Genomic DNA, 19,173 nt, shown 5'->3' with positions numbered 1-19,173 from the left:
TCCGCGGCGCGCACTTGCTGCGCGCGGATCCCGAACCGGCGCGCCGTTCGCGCGCGCCGTCCGAATCGATTCAATTGGGGACGATATGAAATTTGCATTCGTTTTTCCGGGGCAGGGCTCGCAATCGGTCGGCATGCTCAACGCATTCGCCGATCTGGCTGTCGTGCGCGAGACGCTCCAGGAAGCATCCGATGCACTCAATCAGGATCTCGGCAAACTGATCGCCGAAGGTCCGGCCGAAGAACTGAATCTGACCACGAACACGCAGCCCGTGATGCTGACGGCTGCCTACGCGTGCTATCGCGCATGGCAGCAGGCCGGCGGCCCGGCACCGTCGATCGTCGCGGGTCACAGCCTCGGCGAATACACGGCGCTCGTCGCCGCGGGCGCGATCGCGTTCAAGGACGCGGTGCCGCTCGTGCGCTTTCGCGCGCAGGCGATGCAGACGGCCGTGCCGGTCGGCGAGGGCGGCATGGCCGCGATCCTGGGTCTCGACGACGACACGGTGCGCGCGGTGTGTGCCGAAGCCGCGCAGGCGGGCGTCGTCGAAGCCGTGAACTTCAACGCGCCGGCGCAGGTCGTGATCGCGGGCGCGAAGGCGGCCGTCGAGAAGGCCTGCGAGATCGCGAAGGCAAAGGGCGCGAAGCGCGCGCTGCCGCTGCCCGTGTCGGCTCCGTTCCATTCGTCGCTGCTCAAGCCGGCGTCGGACCAGCTGCGCGACTATCTCGCGAGCGTCGACGTGAAGGCGCCGCAGATTCCGGTGGTCAACAACATCGACGTCGCGGTGGTCAGCGATCCGGCCGCGATCAAGGACGCGTTGGTGCGCCAGGCCGCGGGCCCGGTGCGCTGGGTCGAGTGCGTGCAGCACATCGCGGGCACGGGCGTCACGCACGTGATCGAGTGCGGTCCGGGCAAGGTGCTGGCGGGCCTGACCAAGCGCATCGACGGCAACCTGGTCGGCGCATCGGTGTTCGATCCGGCTTCGCTCGACGAAGCACTGAAGCTGGCGGCCGCCTGAAGCGGCGCCTTTCCTCAAGAGACGGATATTCGATTCATGGAAAAGACTCTCGATAAACAGGTCGCGATCGTGACCGGCGCGTCGCGCGGCATCGGCCGGGCGATCGCGCTCGAACTCGCGCGCCTGGGCGCGACGGTGATCGGCACGGCGACGAGCGAATCGGGCGCCGCCGCGATTACCGCGGGGTTCGAGCAAGCAGGCGTGACCGGGCGCGGCGCGGTGCTGAACGTCAACGACGCGGCGGCAGCCGAAGCGCTGATCGACGCGACCGTGAAGGAATTCGGCGCGCTGCACGTGCTCGTCAACAACGCCGGGATCACGCAGGACCAGCTCGCGATGCGGATGAAGGACGAGGACTGGGACGCGGTGATCGACACCAACCTGAAGTCGGTGTTCCGCCTGTCGCGCGCAGTGCTGCGTCCGATGATGAAGGCCCGTGGCGGGCGCATCATCAACATCACGTCGGTGGTCGGCTCGGCCGGCAACCCGGGGCAGGCCAACTACGCGGCCGCGAAGGCCGGCGTCGCGGGCATGACGCGCGCGCTCGCGCGCGAGATCGGCAGCCGCGGCATCACGGTGAACTGTGTGGCGCCGGGCTTCATCGATACCGACATGACGAAGACGCTGCCGGAAGAACAGCAGGCCGCGCTCAAGACCCAGATTCCGCTCGGCCGCCTCGGCAGCCCGGAAGACATCGCCCATGCCGTCGCGTTCCTCGCATCGCCGCAGGCCGGTTACATCACCGGCACGACGCTGCACGTGAACGGCGGCATGTACATGTCGTAACGGTTTTCGTTTACCATCCGCGCCGTATCCCGTTTTTCAGGCGGATCGGCGCTTGATCGACCATCAAGCCAACGCGCGTTTTGGCGTCAGCAAACCTGATAAAATGCGCGCACTTGTAAATCTGAACTTTCCCTCGGAGGGGTAATGGATAACATCGAACAACGTGTCAAGAAGATCGTCGCTGAGCAACTGGGCGTCGCAGAAGCCGAGATCAAGAACGAAGCATCGTTCGTGAACGATCTGGGCGCGGACTCGCTCGACACGGTTGAACTGGTGATGGCGCTCGAAGACGAGTTCGGCATGGAAATCCCGGACGAAGAAGCAGAGAAGATCACGACCGTTCAGCAAGCGATCGACTACGCTCGCGCAAACGTCAAGGCGTAAGCGCCTTTCGCGCTTGTCTGCCACGTCGCCGCGATCTTCGCGTTTGACGCGCCATCCTGCCGGCAACCGCGCCGGACGGACTAACAGCCACAGGGCTCGCAGGGCTGGTTCCTGTGGCCACTGTGGCTTTTGCTTTTGTCATCCAATGGAAAAGAGGTTACCGTGAGCCGCCGTCGTGTTGTCGTTACAGGCCTGGGGCTGATTTCGCCTGTTGGCAATAATGTTGCCGACGGCTGGGCCAATCTCGTCGCCGGCAAGTCCGGCATCGCCACCGTCACCAAGTTCGATGCGTCGAACCTCGCGTGCCATTTCGCGGGCGAAGTGAAGGGTTTCAACGCCGAGGAGTACATCCCGGCGAAGGAAGCCCGGAACATGGATACGTTCATCCATTACGGCATCGCAGCCGGCGTCCAGGCGATGCGGGACAGCGGCCTCGAAGTGAACGAAGCCAATGCTGAACGCATCGGCGTGCTGGTCGGCTCCGGCATCGGCGGCCTGCCGATGATCGAAGACACGCACCAGACCTACGTCGATCGCGGCGCACGTCGCATTTCGCCGTTCTTCGTGCCGGGTTCGATCATCAACATGATCTCGGGCCACCTGAGCATCATGTTCGGCCTGAAGGGCCCGAACCTCGCGGCCGTGACGGCCTGCACGACCGGTCTGCACAGCATCGGCCTCGCGGCGCGCCTGATCCAGGCCGGCGACGCCGACGTGATGGTCGCCGGCGGCGCGGAGTCGACGGTGTCTCCGTTGGGCATCGGCGGTTTCGCGGCAGCGCGTGCGCTGTCGACCCGCAATGACGATCCGGCCACCGCGTCCCGTCCGTGGGACAAGGACCGCGACGGCTTCGTGCTGGGCGAAGGCGCGGGCGTGATGGTGCTCGAGGAGTACGAAGCGGCGAAGGCGCGCGGCGCGAAGATCTATGCGGAAGTCTCGGGCTTTGGCATGACGGGCGACGCGTATCACATGACCGCGCCGAACATGGACGGCCCGCGCCGCTGCATGGTCGCGGCACTGCGCGATGCCGGCGTGAATCCGGACGAGGTCCAGTACCTGAACGCGCACGGCACGTCGACGCCGCTCGGCGACAAGAACGAGTCCGATGCGGTGAAGGCGGCCTTCGGCGAGCACGCGTACAAGATGGTCGTGAACTCGACGAAGTCGATGACGGGCCACCTGCTCGGTGGCGCGGGCGGTCTCGAGTCGGTGTTCACGGTGCTCGCGCTGCACAACAACGTGTCGCCGCCGACCATCAACATCTTCAACCAGGACCCCGAGTGCGATCTCGATTACTGCGCAAACACCGCGCGTGACATGAAGATCGACGTTGCCGTGAAGAACAACTTCGGCTTCGGCGGTACCAACGGCACGCTGGTGTTCAAGCGCGTCTGACGCTGAAATCGCTTGACGAGTCCATTCGATGCTCCGGCCGGGCGTCCGCAGCGTTTTGCGTTGCGGGCCTCGGCCGTGTCGTATGTCGTGCTGGCCGTGTTCGTCGCGGCGGCCGCCGCGTCCGCGTACCTGTTCTGGGCGCCGCGGGCCGGTGCCGCCGCCGGCGCATGCGTGTCCGCGGTGACGGCTGCGCTGCTTGCCGTGTGTGCCGCACGGGCGTGTGCCCGCCGGCTGCCGGCCGAGCTGCAGATCGATGCATTCGGGGAGATTGCGGCGTTTGGCCGCACCGGGCGCTTGCTGGCCCGGGGCCGCGTGACCGGCCATGCACACTGGAGCAGCGTGCTGCTCGTGCTGTCGGTCGGGCAGGGCGCCCGGCGTGCGCGGCCGCTGCTGATTCCGGCCGACGCGCTCGACGCCGCGTCGTTCAGCGCGCTGTCCGTGCTGGCGCGTACCGCGGGCGCGGCGGCGCGGGCATGACGGCGACACGGTTACCGACCGTAACCAGCGGCCGGCGCCGGAACGCTACAATAACGCTCCGCGTTGCATCCCTAGTTAACGGATTTGTCAGGTGAGTGAAAAAGAAATCGATCAGGCTCTGGTCGAGCGCGTACAGAAGGGCGACAAGGCAGCGTTCGAACTCCTGGTCTCCAAATACCACCGCAAGATCATTCGGCTGATCTCGCGCCTCGTGCGGGATCCCGCCGAGGTCGAGGATGTGGCCCAGGACGCGTTCATCAAGGCGTATCGTGCGCTGCCGCAATTTCGCGGCGAGTCCGCGTTCTACACGTGGTTGTACCGGATTGCCGTCAATACGGCGAAGAACTACCTTGCGACGCAGGGCCGCCGGGCACCGACCTCCACCGAGGCCGATGCCGAGGAAGCGGAAACTTTCTCCGACGCAGACCAACTAAGGGATATCAACACGCCTGAGTCGATGTTGATGAGCAAGCAGATTGCCGAGACGGTCAACGCTGCAATGGCCGTGCTGCCCGAAGAGCTGCGCCAGGCGATCACGCTGCGCGAGATCGAGGGCCTGAGCTACGAAGAGATCGCGGAAATGATGGATTGCCCGATCGGGACGGTCCGGTCGCGGATCTTCCGGGCACGCGAGGCAATCGCTGCAAAATTGCGTCCGCTGCTCGATACACCCGAAGGCAAGCGCTGGTAAGCGCGACGGGTGCAACGACGCGGGTCGGGGTCTAGTTACGGATAGAGTCGTGAAGTCACGACGGGGTGTGTGCAAGATGGGGAGCATCATGGGGTCGGTCAATACGCAGTCGCAAGCGTGCTCGCGCGGCGAGCGCCTTTCCGCTCTGGTCGACGGTGAACTGTTCGACGGCCCGGATCACGGGCAGTTTCTGGCTGAGCTCGACCGCGCGGATCGCGCTGCGTGGGCCCATTACCACCTGATCGGCGATGCGCTGCGCTCGGACGAGCTCGCGCTGTCGCCCGCACTGAGTGCCGCGTTCACCGCGCGCATGTCGGCCGCGCTCGAAAGCGAGCCGCACCTGCTCGCGCCGGCCGCCGCGCCGGTCGCGCGCAAGCTGCTGTCGCTGCGCCGGCGGGTCGTGCCCGCGTTCGCGGTGGCCGCCGCGGCCGCCACGCTGACGTGGATCGTCGTTCCGCAGATGCAGACGGCGGGTGCGCCGGGCGCCGTCCAGGTCGCATCGACAGGCGCACCGCAGAGCGGCAACCTGCAGCGCGTGACGGTTGCGCAGGCATCGGCGCAGCCGGGCCTGCAGGACGTCAACATCATCCGCGACGCAAGTCTCGACCAATACCTTGAAGCGCACCAGCAATTCGCGCAGCAGCCCGTCGTCACGGGCTCGATGCCGCTGATCCGCGCTGCCGTGACCACCACGCCAGGCCAATAAACCCGATGCGGACATTGCAGTTGAATCACGCCATCTCCGGATGGAAGCGGCTGCCGGCCCTCCTGCTTTGCGCAGCCGCCCTGTTGTCCGTTCAATCCCTCCCAGCCAGCGCGCAGCAACCGGACGATCCCGTCGCGACCCGCAAGGGTGCGGCGGACTGGCTCGATCGCATCCAGCAGGCGGCCCAGCAGCAGAGCTACGAGGGTACGTTCGTTTACCAGCGCGGCGGCTATGTCCAGTCGTCGCGTATCGCGCACGTGGCGTCCCGCGACGGCGAGTTCGAGCGGATCGAGTCGCTCGACGGCAAGCCGCGCAAGGTTCTGCGGCACAACGACGAGTTGTACACGTTCGTTCCGGAGCGCAAGTTGTGCGTGGTCGAGCGCCGCCAGACGCGCGATTCGTTCCCTGCGTTGCTCGGCGCGGGCGGCGAGCAGGTGATGTCCGTTTATGACGCGAAGCTGCTCGGCAAGGACCGCGTGGCCGGGGTCGACGCGCAAGTGGTCGAGCTCGTGCCGAAGGATGCGTACCGGTTCACGTACAAGCTGTGGGCCGATACCCGCACCGGGCTGCTGCTGCGTTCGCAGACGCTCGATGCGAGCGATCACGTGCTCGAGCAGGTCGCGTTTTCGCAAATCCAGACGGGCGGCACGGCAGGCGACAAATCGGCGATCGCGGCCGGCATGCGCAACCTGAACGGCTGGACGGTCGTTCGCCCGCCGGTCGCGGCGGTCGACATGGAAGCGCAGGGCTGGCAGATCGCACCGACCATCGCCGGGTTCCGGAAGATTCGCGAGGTGCGCCGGCCGATGGCCGCGCGCGACGCGGGCGATCCGCCGATTCCGGTCGATCAGGCGGTGTTCACCGACGGCCTCGCGACGATCTCCGTCTTCATCGAGCCGGCCGAAAAGAACACGCGCAAGGAAGGCGCGGGCAGCACGGGCGCGACCCACGTTCTCGTGAAGCGTCGCGGCGACTACTGGATCACCGTGCTCGGCGAAGTGCCGCCGGCCACGTTGCGGCAGTTCGCGTCTGCCATAGAATACAAGGCTTCCAAGTAACGCTACGGCTTCCGACATGACGAAACTCACGCTGCGCAAAGTGCTCGCGGCGGCGGCGCTGTGTGCCTGCCTGCCGCTCGTCCCGCAACCCGCGGCGGCTGTCACGCCTCCCGCTGCCAGCCTGCCCGACTTCGCCGATCTGGTCGAGAAGGTCGGGCCGGCCGTCGTGAACATCCGGACCACCGCGAACGTGCCGACGCCCGGGCCGCGCGGCGTGCTGCCGCCGGGCTTCGACAACGGCGACATGTCGGAATTCTTCCGCCGCTTCTTCGGCATTCCGCTGCCGCAGGCGCCCGGCAACGGTGGCGGCAACGGCAACCCGAAGAACGCGCCGGCGCCGGACAACCCGCCCGACACCGAGCAGAACCGCGGCGTCGGTTCGGGCTTCATCGTTTCGGCGGACGGCTACGTGATGACCAACGCGCACGTCGTCGACGACGCGGACACCATCTACGTGACGCTGACCGACAAGCGGGAATTCAAGGCCAAGCTGGTCGGCGTGGATGACCGCACGGACGTCGCGGTCGTCAAGATCCAGGCATCGAATCTGCCGGTCGTCGCGATCGGCGATTCGAACAAGGTGCGCGTCGGCGAGTGGGTCGTCGCGATCGGTTCGCCGTTCGGCCTCGACAACACCGTGACGGCCGGCATCGTGAGCTCGAAGAGCCGCAACACGGGCGATTACCTGCCGTTCATCCAGACCGACGTCGCGGTCAACCCCGGCAACTCGGGCGGCCCGCTGATCAACATGCAGGGCGAGGTGATCGGCATCAACTCGCAGATCTACAGCCGCACCGGCGGTTTCATGGGCATTTCGTTCGCGATCCCGATCGACGAGGCGATGCGCGTGGCAGACCAGCTGAAGGCGACCGGCAAGGTCACGCGCGGCCGCATCGCGGTGGCAATCGGCGAGGTGACGAAGGACGTGGCCGACTCGATCGGGCTGCCGAAGGCGGAAGGCGCGCTCGTCAGCAGCGTCGAGCCGGGCGGTCCGGCCGACAAGGCGGGCATCCAGCCGGGCGACATCATCCTGAAGTTCAACGGCCGGCCGGTCGATGCGGCGTCGGACCTGCCGCGCATGGTGGGCGACACCAAGCCGGGGACGAAGGCGACCGTCAGCGTGTGGCGCAAGGGCCAGGCGCGCGAGGTGCCGATCACGATCGCCGAGACGCCGGCGGAGACGACGGCGAAGGCCGAGCAGCGCAAGAATGTGCCGCAGAAGCCGCGCCAGGCCAATTCACTCGGCTTGACGGTCAGTGACCTTTCGGCCGACCAGATGAAGTCGCTGAAGCTGAAGAACGGCGTGCAGATCGACGGCGTCGACGGTCCGGCGGCCCGCGCCGGCCTGCAGCGCGGCGACATCGTGCTGCGCGTTGGCGACACCGACATCACGAGCGCGAAGCAGTTCGCCGACGTGACCGCGCAGCTCGATCCGCAGAAGGCGGTCGCGGTGCTCGTGCGGCGCGGCGACAACACGCAGTTCGTGCCGGTGCGCCCGCGCCCGGTCCAGAAGTAACGCGCCGATGTTCACGCTCTACGGCCGCGGCTGGTGCCACCTGTGCGACGACATGCGCGACGCGCTGGCACCGGTGGCGGCCGAATTCGGCATTGCCGTCGACTACGTCGACATCGATGCCGATCCGGCGCTCGTTGCCCGTTACGACGAGGACGTGCCGGTTCTGCTGCTGGACGGCACGGAAGTGTGCCGCCACCGGTTCGACGAGACGAGGGTGCGCGGTGCGCTGACGGCGCGCCGCTGAACCTGGCCCCGTGGCCGGCCGCGCCGTCCGGGCGACCGGTTGCGGTGACGAGCCTGCCCGCCGAGGTCGGCGGCACGGCGCCCTGACCGGGCGTGCTCGACCAGGCGCCCCAAATTACCGCCCGGCAAAGGCCTTTTCGGCTAAAATAAGCCGTTTTTTCACCGACTTACAAGGCGTGCTCCGCAGTCGTCGAGCGCGCCTTTTTCGCTTGATCGGCACTGAATGGATCATATTCGCAATTTCTCGATCATCGCGCACATCGACCATGGCAAGTCGACGCTCGCGGATCGCATCATCCAGGTATGCGGCGGCCTCGCCGACCGTGAAATGGAAGCGCAGGTGCTCGATTCGATGGATATCGAGCGCGAACGCGGCATCACGATCAAGGCGCAGACGGCAGCACTGTCCTATCGCGCCCGCGACGGCAAGGTCTACAACCTCAACCTGATCGATACGCCGGGGCACGTCGACTTCTCGTACGAAGTCAGCCGCTCGCTGTCCGCGTGCGAAGGCGCGCTGCTCGTGGTCGACGCGAGCCAGGGCGTCGAGGCGCAGACGGTCGCGAACTGCTACACGGCGATCGAGCTCGGCGTCGAGGTCGTGCCGGTGCTGAACAAGATCGACCTGCCGGCCGCGAACCCCGAGAACGCGATCGAGGAGATCGAGGACGTGATCGGCATCGACGCGACCGACGCGACGCGCTGCAGCGCGAAGACGGGTCTCGGCGTCGAGGACGTGCTCGAAGCGTTGATCGCGAAGGTGCCGCCGCCGAAGGGCGATCCGGCCGCGCCGCTGCAGGCGTTGATCATCGACTCGTGGTTCGACAACTACGTCGGCGTCGTGATGCTCGTGCGAATCGTCAACGGCACGCTGCGCCCGAAGGACAAGATCAAGCTGATGGCGACGGGCGCGCAATACCCGGTCGAGCATATCGGCGTGTTTACGCCGAAGTCGCGCAATCTCGAATCGCTGTCGGCCGGGCAGGTGGGCTTCATCATCGCCGGCATCAAGGAACTGACGGCCGCGAAGGTCGGCGATACCGTCACGCACGCGACCAAGGCCGCCACCGAGCCGCTGCCTGGCTTCAAGGAAGTGAAGCCGCAGGTGTTCGCGGGCCTCTATCCGGTCGAGGCGAACCAGTACGACGCGCTGCGCGAGTCGCTCGAGAAGCTCAAGCTGAACGACGCATCGCTGCAGTACGAGCCGGAAGTGTCGCAGGCGCTCGGCTTCGGTTTCCGCTGCGGCTTCCTCGGGCTGCTGCACATGGAAATCGTGCAGGAGCGGCTCGAGCGCGAGTTCGACATGGATCTCATCACGACCGCACCCACGGTCGTCTATGAGGTGGTGCAGAGCGACGGTTCGACGATCATGGTCGAGAACCCGGCGAAGATGCCGGAGCCCGCGCGCATCGCCGAGATCCGCGAGCCGATCGTCACCGTGAACCTGTACATGCCGCAGGACTACGTCGGCTCCGTGATCACGCTGTGCGAGCAGAAGCGCGGCTCGCAGATCAACATGCAGTATCACGGTCGGCAAGTGCAGCTCACGTACGAAATCCCGATGGCCGAAATCGTGCTCGACTTCTTCGATCGCCTGAAGTCGGTGTCGCGCGGTTATGCGTCGATGGATTACGAGTTCAAGGAATACCGCACGTCGGACGTGGTGAAGGTCGACATGCTGATCAACGGCGACAAGGTCGATGCGCTGTCGATCATCGTGCACCGCTCGCAGTCGCAGTATCGCGGCCGCGAAGTCGCCGCGAAGATGCGCGAGATCATTCCGCGCCAGATGTACGACGTGGCGATCCAGGCCGCGATCGGCGCGCACATCGTCGCGCGCGAGAACATCAAGGCACTGCGCAAGAACGTGCTCGCGAAGTGCTACGGCGGCGACATCACGCGAAAGAAGAAACTGCTCGAGAAGCAGAAAGAAGGTAAGAAACGCATGAAGCAGGTGGGTTCGGTCGAGATCCCGCAGGAAGCGTTCCTCGCGATCTTGCGCGTCGAAGACAAATAACAGGACTGATCCTTTTATGAATTTTGCGCTGATTCTTTTTGTGCTCGTCGTCGTGACGGGCGTAGCGTGGGTGTTGGACAAACTGGTGTTCCTGCCGCGGCGACGCAAGGCGGCCGACGCGGCGATCGAGGAGTTCGACCGCCAGCAGTCGCGTATCGACAAGCGTTTCGCGGACGAAAACGCAGGGCAGACGCGTTCGAAGCTGCGCGACGAGAAGCTGCGCCAGCCGTGGTGGCTCGAGTACACCGCGAGCTTCTTCCCGGTGATCCTGGCCGTGTTCGTCGTGCGTTCGTTCGTCGTCGAGCCGTTCAAGATCCCGTCGGGCTCGATGGTGCCGACGCTGCTGGTCGGCGACTTCATCCTCGTCAACAAGTTCGAGTACGGCCTGCGCATGCCGGTCACGAACACGAAGATCACGCAGGGCAGCCCGCTGTCGCGCGGCGACGTCGTCGTGTTCCGCTATCCGAAGGACGAGTCGGTCGACTACATCAAGCGCGTGATCGGCCTGCCGGGCGACACGGTCGCCTACCAGGACAAGCAACTGACGATCAACGGCCAACCGGTGCCCGAAACGCCGCTGCCGGATTTCTTCGACGACGAGCGCCAGAACTACGCGAAGCAGTTCGAGGAGACGATCGGCACGAAGAAGAACGCGATCCTCAACAATCCGGCCGTGCCGCCGTTCGTGATGGGCGCCTACGATTATCCGTATCGCGACAACTGCACGTACAACAGCCGCGGCGTGATCTGCAAGGTGCCGCCGGGCCACTACTTCATGATGGGCGACAACCGCGACAACAGCGCGGACAGCCGCTACTGGGGTTTCGTGCCGGACAACAACATCGTCGGCCGCGCGTTCTTCATCTGGATGAACTTCGGCGACCTGAAGCGCATCGGTTCCTTCAACTGATCGCGTTCGACTCGCACGCAATACGCGACGCACGGGCCGCGTCGCGTATTGCAGAACTACTTTAAGAACCGGCGGTAACACCGCCTCGTCACGCCTTTTCGCGTCCGGCCGTGCCGTTTCGGCCCGACCGGCGCCCGCGTTATACTCCTGCACATGCCCCTATCCCAGTTGGAAAGCCGGCTGCGCTACGAATTTCGCAATGCGGAATTGTTGCGCCAGGCTTTGACCCATCGCAGTCACAGTGCCACGCATAATGAACGGCTCGAGTTTCTCGGCGATTCCGTTCTGAATTGCGCGGTGGCTGCCCTTTTGTTCCAGCGTTTCAGCAAGCTGGACGAAGGCGACCTGTCGCGCGTGCGCGCCAATCTCGTCAAGCAGCAGTCGCTCTACGAAATCGCTCAGGCCCTCAATATTTCGGAAGGATTGCGGCTGGGCGAGGGCGAATTGCGCAGCGGCGGCTTCCGTCGCCCGTCGATCCTCGCGGACGCGTTCGAAGCCATCATCGGGGCGGTATTCCTCGATGGCGGCTTCGAAGCCGCCCAAGGGGTCATCAAGCGCCTCTATATCCCGATTCTCGACCACATCGACCCGCGCACGCTCGGCAAGGATGCGAAGACGCTGCTGCAGGAGTACCTGCAGGGGCACAAGATCGCGCTGCCGACCTACACGGTCGTCGCGACGCATGGTGCGGCGCACAATCAGCAGTTCGAAGTCGAATGCACGGTGCCGAAGCTCGACGTGAAGGTGTCGGGCTCCGGCGCGAGCCGGCGCGCGGCCGAGCAGGCTGCCGCGAAGAAGGCGCTCGACGAGGTGCTGGCGGCCGCCCCGATGCTGGCCGCGAAGCCGAAGCGTTCGAAGAACGCACGCGGGTCGAAGCACGCCGAGCCCGAAATCGTGCCGGGCGTGAAGGGCGTGCAGGAAGCGCTCGATCTGCGTTCGCCGGAACGGAAGGAGCGCGCCGCGGCGCGTGACGCGAAGGCGACGGCCGCGGCCGACGCCGGTGCGAACGCGGGCGAGCGGGTGACGCAGGCGCCGATGGCCGCGATTCGCGCGGCGCATGTGGAAACGGGCGCGGACAAGGCCGACCGGCCCGCGAAGCCGACGGCCGAGAAGGCGCCAGAGAAGCCATCGGATCGCAACGAAGCCGGCTCGCGCGCGGCGGACAAGCCGGGCGACCGCGCCGACAAGCCCGCGGAAGCCACGCCCCGTGCAGCCGACAAGCAGGCGGGCCAGGCGGTCGATCCTGCCGCGTCCGCCGACAAGCCTGCCGCCGGTTCCGACGCCGCTTCACGCGCGACATCGCGCGCGCGCGACACAGCGGCGCCCGGCGCCGACGCGCCGCAGGGCGGCGCGAGCCTCACTGCCGCGCAGGCGCGCGTGGCCGATGCCGATCACTGAATTGCCCATCGATCGTGCCGCGCGCTGCGCGGCCGTTTCCGAACCTGTCTCCCAAACGATATGAACACTCCCGCTCCTACCGGTTTCCGTTGCGGCATGATCGCGATCGTGGGCCGTCCGAACGTCGGCAAGTCGACGTTGATGAACGCACTCGTCGGCCAGAAGATCAGCATCACGTCGCGCAAGGCGCAAACGACCCGCCATCGCATCACCGGCATCAACACGTTCGACGACGCGCAATTCGTGTTCGTCGACACGCCCGGGTTCCAGACTCGTCACAGCACCGCGCTGAACCGCTCGCTGAACCGCGCGGTCACGTCGACGCTCACGTCGGTCGACGTGATCCTGTTCGTGATCGAGGCCGGCCGCTTCGGGCCCGACGACCAGAAGGTGCTCGACCTGATCCCGCCCGGCATGCCGACGCTGCTGATCGCGAACAAGATCGATCGCGTCGCCGACAAGGCGACGCTGTTCCCGTTCATGCAGCAGATGAGCGGGTTGCGCGAATTCACCGAGCTCGTGCCGTTGTCGGCACAGCGGCCGGAAGACATCAAGCGCCTGCTGGACACGATCAAGCCGTACCTGCCGGAAGGCGAGCCGATCTACGGCGAAGACGAACTGACCGATCGCAGCTCGCGTTTCCTCGCGGCCGAAATCCTGCGCGAGAAAGTGTTCCGCTGGACCGGCGACGAGCTGCCGTACACGAGCACCGTGCTGATCGACAAGTTCGAGGAGGAAGGGCGTCTGAAGCGTATCTTCGCGACGATCCTCGTCGAGCGCGATTCGCACAAGGCGATGGTGATCGGCAAGAAGGGCGAGAAGCTCAAGCAGATCAGCACCGAGGCGCGGATGGACATGGAGAAGCTGTTCGACGGCCCCGTGTACCTCGAAACCTTCGTGAAGGTGAAGAGCGGCTGGGCCGACAACGAGGCAGGGCTGCGCGCCTATGGGTACGAATGACGCACTGACGTCGACCGAAGACGCGGTGACCGCCGGCGCGAACGACGCGCCGTTGCCGGCACCGCCCGAACCGCCGCGTCGCAAGGCGCGGCGCGCAACGTCTCGCACGTCCGATTTCCGCGTCTCCGAGCAGCCGGCGTTCGTGCTGCACAGCTATCCGTATCGGGAAACGAGCCTGATCATCGACGTGCTCACGCGCGATCACGGCCGCCTTGCGCTCGTCGCGAAGGGGGCGAAACGCCCGCACTCCGCGCTGCGCGGCGTGCTGCAGACGTTCCAGCCGCTGCTGCTGTCCTGGTCGGGCAAATCCGAAGTACGCACGCTGACGGGTGCCGAATGGGTCGGCGGGATGCTCCCGCTCGGCGGCGATGGGCTTCTATGCGGCTTCTACGCGAACGAGCTGCTCGTGAAATTCTGCGCGCGCGAGGATCCGCAGCCGCCGCTCTTCAATCATTACGTGCTGACGCTCACGCGCCTTGCGCACGGCGAACCCGCGGTGCAGGTGCTGCGTTCGTTCGAGCGTGTGCTGCTGCGCGAGACCGGCTATGCGATGGCGCTGAACCGCACGGTCGCGCGCCGTGCGGTCGAGCCGGATCGCCATTACGTGTTCGATCCCGAGCGCGGCGTGCGCAATGCGGACGACGACGTACCGTCGCACTGGCCGGTGATTACCGGACAAACGTTGCTCGACATGGAGCAGGACGATTACCATCGAGCCCAGACGGTCGCGCAAAGCAAGACGCTGATGCGCTTCCTGCTGAACACCTATCTCGGCGGTACGCCGCTTGCCACGCGTCAGATCCTGATCGACCTGCAAAACCTATGAGTTTCTTCCTGACAACGCCCACCGCCATCGATCTTGGCGTGAACATCGACCACGTCGCGACGCTGCGCAATGCGCGCGGCACGACCTATCCCGATCCGATCCGCGCGGCGCTCGCCGCAGAAGAGGCCGGCGCGGATGCGATCACGCTGCATCTGCGCGAAGACCGCCGCCACATCGTCGACGCCGACGTGCGCAAGCTGCGTCCGCTGCTGAAGACGCGGATGAACCTCGAATGCGCGGTGACGGCCGAGATGCTCGACATCGCATGCGAAGTGCGCCCGCACGACGCGTGCCTCGTGCCCGAGAAGCGCGAGGAGCTGACGACCGAAGGCGGTCTCGACGTGGCCGGCCGCTTCGAGGCCGTGCGCGCGGCATGCAGGCAACTCGCCGACGCCGGCGTGCGCGTGTCGCTGTTCATCGATCCGGACGAGACGCAGATCCGCGCCGCGCACGAAGCCGGCGCGCCGGTGGTCGAACTGCACACCGGACGCTATGCCGATGCGCACGACGGGGCCGAGCAGCAGCGCGAATACGAGCGCATCGTCGCGGGCGTGCAGGCGGGTGCGCAACTGGGCCTGAAGGTCAACGCCGGCCACGGCCTGCATTACACGAACGTGCAGCAGATCGCCGCGATCGACGGCATCGTCGAGCTGAACATCGGCCATGCGATCGTCGCGCACGCGATCTTCGCCGGCTGGGACAACGCGGTGCGCGAGATGAAGGCGATCATGGTCGCCGCACGCGTCGCCGCGCTGCACGGCGGCGCGCGTTGACGATGCGTGGCATGCGCGCGTGCGTCGCTTGCTGCCCGGCACCGTTCGCGCATCACGGCGGGCGGTGAAATGGCGATCTACGGCATCGGCACCGACATCGTGCAGGTGAGCCGCATCGCGGCCGTGCTCGAACGCACGGGCGGCCGGTTCGCCGAAAAGGTGCTCGGCCCCGACGAACTGCGCGTGTTCCATGCGCGCCGTGCGCGCTCGGAGGCGCGCGGCATCGCGTTTCTCGCGACGCGCTTTTCCGCGAAGGAAGCGTTCTCGAAGGCGATCGGGCTCGGCATGCACTGGCCGATGACATGGCGCGCGCTGCAGACGCTCAACCAGCGCAGCGGCGAACCGTACGTCGTCGCGTCGGGCGAGCTGGCCGACTGGCTTTCCGCGCGCGGCATCACGGCGCGCGTGACGGTCAGCGACGAACGCGACTACGCGGTGTCGTTCGTGGTCGCCGAGACCGATGCCGCGCCGCCGCCTGCACCCGCAGCTGTTTCCCGAACCACTCCCTGACGGACTTCCCGATTCGATGAAAACGACTCCCGGCCCGGTCATGCTCGACGTCGTCGGCACGGCCCTGTCGCGCGATGACGCGCGCCGCCTCGCGCATCCGAATACCGGCGGCGTGATCCTGTTCGCGCGGCATTTCCAGAACCGCGCGCAACTGACCGCGCTGACCGATTCGATCCGCGCGGTGCGCGACGACATCCTGATCGCCGTCGATCATGAAGGCGGCCGCGTGCAGCGCTTCCGCACCGACGGCTTCACCGTGCTGCCGGCGATGCGCCGTCTCGGCGAGCTGTGGGACCGCGACGTGCTGCTCGCGACGAAAGTCGCGACTGCTGTCGGCTACATCCTGGCCGCCGAGTTGCGCGCATGCGGGATCGACATGAGCTTCACGCCGGTGCTCGATCTCGACTACGGGCACTCGAAGGTGATCGGCGATCGCGCGTTTCACCGCGACCCGCGCGTCGTCACGCTGCTCGCGAAAAGCCTGAACCACGGGCTGTCGCTCGCAGGCATGGCGAACTGCGGCAAGCATTTTCCCGGGCATGGCTTCGCGGAAGCCGATTCGCACGTCGCACTGCCGACCGACGACCGGCCGCTCGACGCGATCCTCGAACAGGACGTCGCGCCGTATGACTGGCTTGGCCTGTCGCTGTCCGCGGTGATCCCCGCGCACGTGATCTACACGCAGGTCGACAAGCGGCCCGCGGGCTTCTCGCGCGTGTGGCTGCAGGACATCCTGCGCGGACGGCTCGGCTTCACCGGCGCGATCTTCAGCGACGATCTGTCGATGGAGGCGGCGCGCGAAGGCGGCACGCTCACGCAAGCGGCCGACGCAGCACTCGCCGCCGGCTGCGACATGGTCCTGGTGTGCAACCAGCCGGACGCCGCCGAGGTCGTGCTGAACGGGTTGAAGGCACAGGCGTCGGCCGATTCGGTGCGGCGCATCAAGCGGATGCGGGCGCGCGGCAAGCCGCTCAAGTGGGACAAGCTGATCGTGCAACCCGAGTATCTGCAGGCGCAGGCACTGCTGCGCAGCGCACTGGCTTGAGGGAGAAGGGCGGCTCGATGTCGCCGTTCCCGGGGCCTTAAACAAGAAGCCGCGCTTCTGCGCGGCTTTTTGTTTTTTCATCGGTGCAGTGCGGAGCGACGCGACGTGACTTTACGCAACTAACCGTCAAATCTCGCCGATGCCCCGAACAACTGCGGCGGTCAGTTCACCTTCATCCGCTGCAGTTTGTTGTACAGCGTCTTGGGGCTGATGCCGAGCAGCGTCGCGGCTCGATGGCGCGTGCCGCCGACTGCGTCGAGCGTCGCGCGGATCAGGAGGTCCTCGACGTCGGACAGCGGCGTGCCGACCTTGATCTGCACGCTGCTGCCGTTCAACGCGGCGCCGGCCGCGAAGCTCGCTTCGCCCGCGCGCAGCGTTTCGACGAAATCGCCTGACGCGTCGTAGGCGAAACGCACGCGCTCCTGCAATTCGCGCACGTTGCCGGGCCATTCGTAGGACAGGCATTCGCGCACGAAGCCCGGTGCCGCCCGCTTGTCGGTCGTGCTGCGGCCGGTGGCGCGCGCTTCGCGGTTGAGTTCGTCAATGAGCGCGTCCGCGATGGCGAGCGCGTCGCCGTCGCGCTCGCGCAGCGGCGGCATCGTGATCGATGCCGCATCGAGGCGCAGCCACAGATCCTCGCGCAGCGTGCCGTTCGCGACGGCCTCGCGGGCCGGGCGGCGCGTGGTCGCGATCAGCCGGAAGTCGCTCGCAATCGAGCTCGTACCGCCGATGCGCATGAAGTTCTGCGAATCGAGCGCATGCAGCAGTGCCTCCTGCAGCACGAGCGGCAGCGCGGTGATCTCGTCGAGGAACAGCGTGCCGCCGCCGGCCTGTTCGAACAGGCCCGATTCGCGCCGCTCGGCGCCGTCGAACGCGCCGCGTTCATGGCCGAACAGCACGCTGTCGAGCGACGCGCCGTGGCGCCCGGCATGCGCGATCGTGCGGCAGTCGAACGACACGAACGGCCCCTTGCGGCGCCGGCTCAGGTCGTGCAGCGTGCGCGCGGCGAGTTTCTTGCCGGTGCCGGCTTCGCCGGTGAACAGGACGGCCGTCTCGGTGCCGGCATTGTGCTCGATCATGTCGTACACGTGCTGCATCGCCTCGCTGCGGCCCACCAGTGCGCCGAAACGGCCCAGTTGGCGCAGCGACGCGCGCAGCGTCCGCACTTGATCGATCAGTTCGTAAGGACGTGGAATCCGGGCCAGCAGGCTGCGCAGGCGCGGGATGTTGATCGGCTTCAGCAGGTAGTCCCAGATGCCGTGACGCAGGCCTTCGATCGCGCTTTCGACCGTCGCGTTGCCCGTCAACACGATCACCGGCAGCGAGCCGTTCGGCTGCTGCTGCGGCAGATGCTGGAGCAGGTCGAATCCACTGCCGTCCGGCAGGTTCAGGTCGACCAGGACGACATCGGGAATCGAGCGGCCGAGCGCCGTGCGCGCTTCGGCGAGCGACGTGGCCGTGTCGACCGAGAAGCCGTCCGCGGCGAGCAGGGCGGTCAGGCCGGACAGACTGTTGGGATCGTCTTCGACAATCAGGGCGTGTGGCATGGTGGACGCGAGTCGAGTCAGGAGAGGCGGGCTGTCGGCCATCGAGCCCGCCGCAGCCGCATGTCAGTGTCAGATTAAAAACTGATTTTATGCCCCGCCGAACGCCTGACGTGCATTATTTCTCTGCCGATATAAAACAGTTACCGATGATACAAATTGAATACCTTTAGTGCTGGATTTTGTGTTGTTCATGGTGGCGGCACACCGGCGCTGTTGGCCGCAGGCAAACAAAAAGCGCCCCGAAGGGCGCTTTGTTCGATCCGCAAATCGCAGGCGATTACGCGCGGCTGCGATATTCGTTCGTACGCGTATCGATTTCGATCTTGTCGCCGGTATTGCAGAACAGCGGCACTTGCAGTTCGAAGCCCGTTGCGAGCTTGGCGTTCTTCAGGACCTTGCCCGACGACGTGTCGCCCTTGACGGCCGGTTCCGTGTAGGTGATCTCGCGAACCAGGATCGTCGGCAGTTCGACCGAGATCGCCTTCTCGTTGTAGAACACGACTTCGCAAGCCATGCCGTCTTCGAGGTAGTTCAGCGCTTCGCCCATCATTTCCGCTTCGACTTCGTACTGGTTGTAGTCGGCATCCATGAACACGTACATCGGATCTGCGAAGTACGAGTACGTCACTTCCTTGCGGTCGAGCACGACGACGTCGAACTTGTCGTCAGCCTTGTAGACCGATTCCTGGCCTGCGTTCGTCAGCAGGTTCTTCATCTTCATCTTGACGACGGCGGCGTTACGGCCCGACTTGTTGTATTCCGTCTTTGCGATGACCCATGCGTCGCTGCCGATCTGCACGACGTTGCCTACGCGGAGTTCCTGTGCGGTCTTCATAAAAAACTGTCCTGATCCAATCAAATAAATAGGTGCCTGAGCGTTGCACAACGGCTGACGGCGCAAGCGCGGGGGCGT

General features: G+C 65.9%; 20 protein-coding genes. 18 read left to right on the top strand and 2 right to left on the bottom strand.

The window, feature by feature from the left end:
* Nucleotides 1-85: 85 nt before the first annotated feature.
* From fabD to nagZ, 18 genes are all read left to right on the top strand, one after another.
* Complete coding sequence (gene fabD / locus HW466_RS19490; protein WP_059545202.1) at nt 86-1,018, top strand: ACP S-malonyltransferase; 933 nt, start codon at nt 86-88, stop codon at nt 1,016-1,018.
* Between the two features lie 36 nt (nt 1,019-1,054).
* Complete coding sequence (gene fabG / locus HW466_RS19485) at nt 1,055-1,804, top strand: 3-oxoacyl-ACP reductase FabG (protein ID WP_059447963.1); 750 nt, start codon at nt 1,055-1,057, stop codon at nt 1,802-1,804.
* 144 nt (nt 1,805-1,948) lie between these two features.
* Entirely contained in the window at nt 1,949-2,188 is a 240-nt protein-coding gene (gene acpP / locus HW466_RS19480) for an acyl carrier protein (protein ID WP_004197638.1), read from the top strand.
* A gap of 162 nt (nt 2,189-2,350) precedes the next feature.
* Nucleotides 2,351-3,583, top strand: a complete 1,233-nt coding sequence (fabF, locus tag HW466_RS19475; RefSeq protein WP_059447964.1) for a beta-ketoacyl-ACP synthase II — start codon at nt 2,351-2,353, stop codon at nt 3,581-3,583.
* A 12-nt stretch (nt 3,584-3,595) separates the two neighbouring features.
* Nucleotides 3,596-4,060, top strand: coding sequence for a protein YgfX (locus HW466_RS19470; protein WP_059545204.1), 465 nt, complete (start codon nt 3,596-3,598; stop codon nt 4,058-4,060).
* Nucleotides 4,061-4,151: 91 nt separating this feature from the next.
* Nucleotides 4,152-4,751 carry an RNA polymerase sigma factor RpoE gene (rpoE, locus tag HW466_RS19465; RefSeq protein WP_006752490.1) on the top strand — a complete coding sequence of 200 codons (600 nt, stop codon included), beginning with the start codon at nt 4,152-4,154 and terminating at the stop codon, nt 4,749-4,751.
* An 88-nt stretch (nt 4,752-4,839) separates the two neighbouring features.
* On the top strand, nt 4,840-5,457 hold the full coding sequence (locus HW466_RS19460; RefSeq protein WP_059502868.1) for a sigma-E factor negative regulatory protein: 618 nt from the start codon (nt 4,840-4,842) through the stop codon (nt 5,455-5,457).
* 5 nt (nt 5,458-5,462) lie between these two features.
* On the top strand, nt 5,463-6,515 hold the full coding sequence (locus tag HW466_RS19455; protein ID WP_151005833.1) for a MucB/RseB C-terminal domain-containing protein: 1,053 nt from the start codon (nt 5,463-5,465) through the stop codon (nt 6,513-6,515).
* A gap of 16 nt (nt 6,516-6,531) precedes the next feature.
* Nucleotides 6,532-8,031 carry a DegQ family serine endoprotease gene (locus HW466_RS19450; protein WP_059447967.1) on the top strand — a complete coding sequence of 500 codons (1,500 nt, stop codon included), beginning with the start codon at nt 6,532-6,534 and terminating at the stop codon, nt 8,029-8,031.
* A 7-nt stretch (nt 8,032-8,038) separates the two neighbouring features.
* Nucleotides 8,039-8,275: a glutaredoxin family protein gene (locus tag HW466_RS19445; protein ID WP_059447968.1), complete on the top strand. Its 237-nt coding sequence runs from the start codon at nt 8,039-8,041 to the stop codon at nt 8,273-8,275.
* Nucleotides 8,276-8,497: 222 nt separating this feature from the next.
* A complete protein-coding gene (gene lepA, locus HW466_RS19440; protein WP_059447969.1) occupies nt 8,498-10,291 on the top strand; it encodes a translation elongation factor 4 in 1,794 nt (597 codons plus the stop codon).
* 16 nt (nt 10,292-10,307) lie between these two features.
* Nucleotides 10,308-11,201 carry a signal peptidase I gene (gene lepB, locus HW466_RS19435; RefSeq protein WP_151005831.1) on the top strand — a complete coding sequence of 298 codons (894 nt, stop codon included), beginning with the start codon at nt 10,308-10,310 and terminating at the stop codon, nt 11,199-11,201.
* Between the two features lie 153 nt (nt 11,202-11,354).
* Nucleotides 11,355-12,599, top strand: a complete 1,245-nt coding sequence (gene rnc, locus HW466_RS19430) for a ribonuclease III (protein ID WP_174905763.1) — start codon at nt 11,355-11,357, stop codon at nt 12,597-12,599.
* Nucleotides 12,600-12,659: 60 nt separating this feature from the next.
* Complete coding sequence (era, locus tag HW466_RS19425; RefSeq protein WP_041490532.1) at nt 12,660-13,559, top strand: GTPase Era; 900 nt, start codon at nt 12,660-12,662, stop codon at nt 13,557-13,559.
* Nucleotides 13,546-14,385 (top strand): DNA repair protein RecO, encoded by an 840-nt coding sequence (gene recO / locus HW466_RS19420; protein WP_059447972.1) that lies wholly within the window; start codon nt 13,546-13,548, stop codon nt 14,383-14,385. The genes era and recO overlap by 14 nt, the downstream gene beginning before the upstream one ends.
* The gene (pdxJ, locus tag HW466_RS19415) at nt 14,382-15,158 is read left to right on the top strand and encodes a pyridoxine 5'-phosphate synthase (RefSeq protein ID WP_151005875.1); all 777 of its coding nucleotides are present in this window, start codon (nt 14,382-14,384) and stop codon (nt 15,156-15,158) included. The genes recO and pdxJ overlap by 4 nt, the downstream gene beginning before the upstream one ends.
* Before the next feature lie 69 nt (nt 15,159-15,227).
* Nucleotides 15,228-15,668 (top strand): holo-ACP synthase, encoded by a 441-nt coding sequence (gene acpS, locus HW466_RS19410; RefSeq protein WP_060347930.1) that lies wholly within the window; start codon nt 15,228-15,230, stop codon nt 15,666-15,668.
* Nucleotides 15,669-15,684: 16 nt separating this feature from the next.
* Nucleotides 15,685-16,713 (top strand): beta-N-acetylhexosaminidase, encoded by a 1,029-nt coding sequence (nagZ, locus tag HW466_RS19405; RefSeq protein ID WP_151005877.1) that lies wholly within the window; start codon nt 15,685-15,687, stop codon nt 16,711-16,713.
* Between the two features lie 161 nt (nt 16,714-16,874).
* Here the strand turns inward: nagZ and HW466_RS19400 are convergent, their stop codons facing one another.
* Both HW466_RS19400 and efp read right to left on the bottom strand, forming a co-directional pair.
* The gene (locus HW466_RS19400) at nt 16,875-18,260 is read right to left on the bottom strand and encodes a sigma-54-dependent transcriptional regulator (RefSeq protein ID WP_059447976.1); all 1,386 of its coding nucleotides are present in this window, start codon (nt 18,258-18,260) and stop codon (nt 16,875-16,877) included.
* 277 nt (nt 18,261-18,537) lie between these two features.
* Nucleotides 18,538-19,095, bottom strand: a complete 558-nt coding sequence (gene efp, locus HW466_RS19395) for an elongation factor P (RefSeq protein ID WP_034206788.1) — start codon at nt 19,093-19,095, stop codon at nt 18,538-18,540.
* Nucleotides 19,096-19,173: the final 78 nt, after the last annotated feature.

It is taken from the genome of Burkholderia territorii (genome assembly GCF_902833055.1).
In the GTDB taxonomy this organism is placed as follows: Bacteria; Pseudomonadota; Gammaproteobacteria; order Burkholderiales; family Burkholderiaceae; genus Burkholderia; species Burkholderia territorii.
The sequence above is the reverse complement of the archived record's forward strand: the minus strand, read 5'-3'. Positions and strand labels throughout refer to the sequence as shown.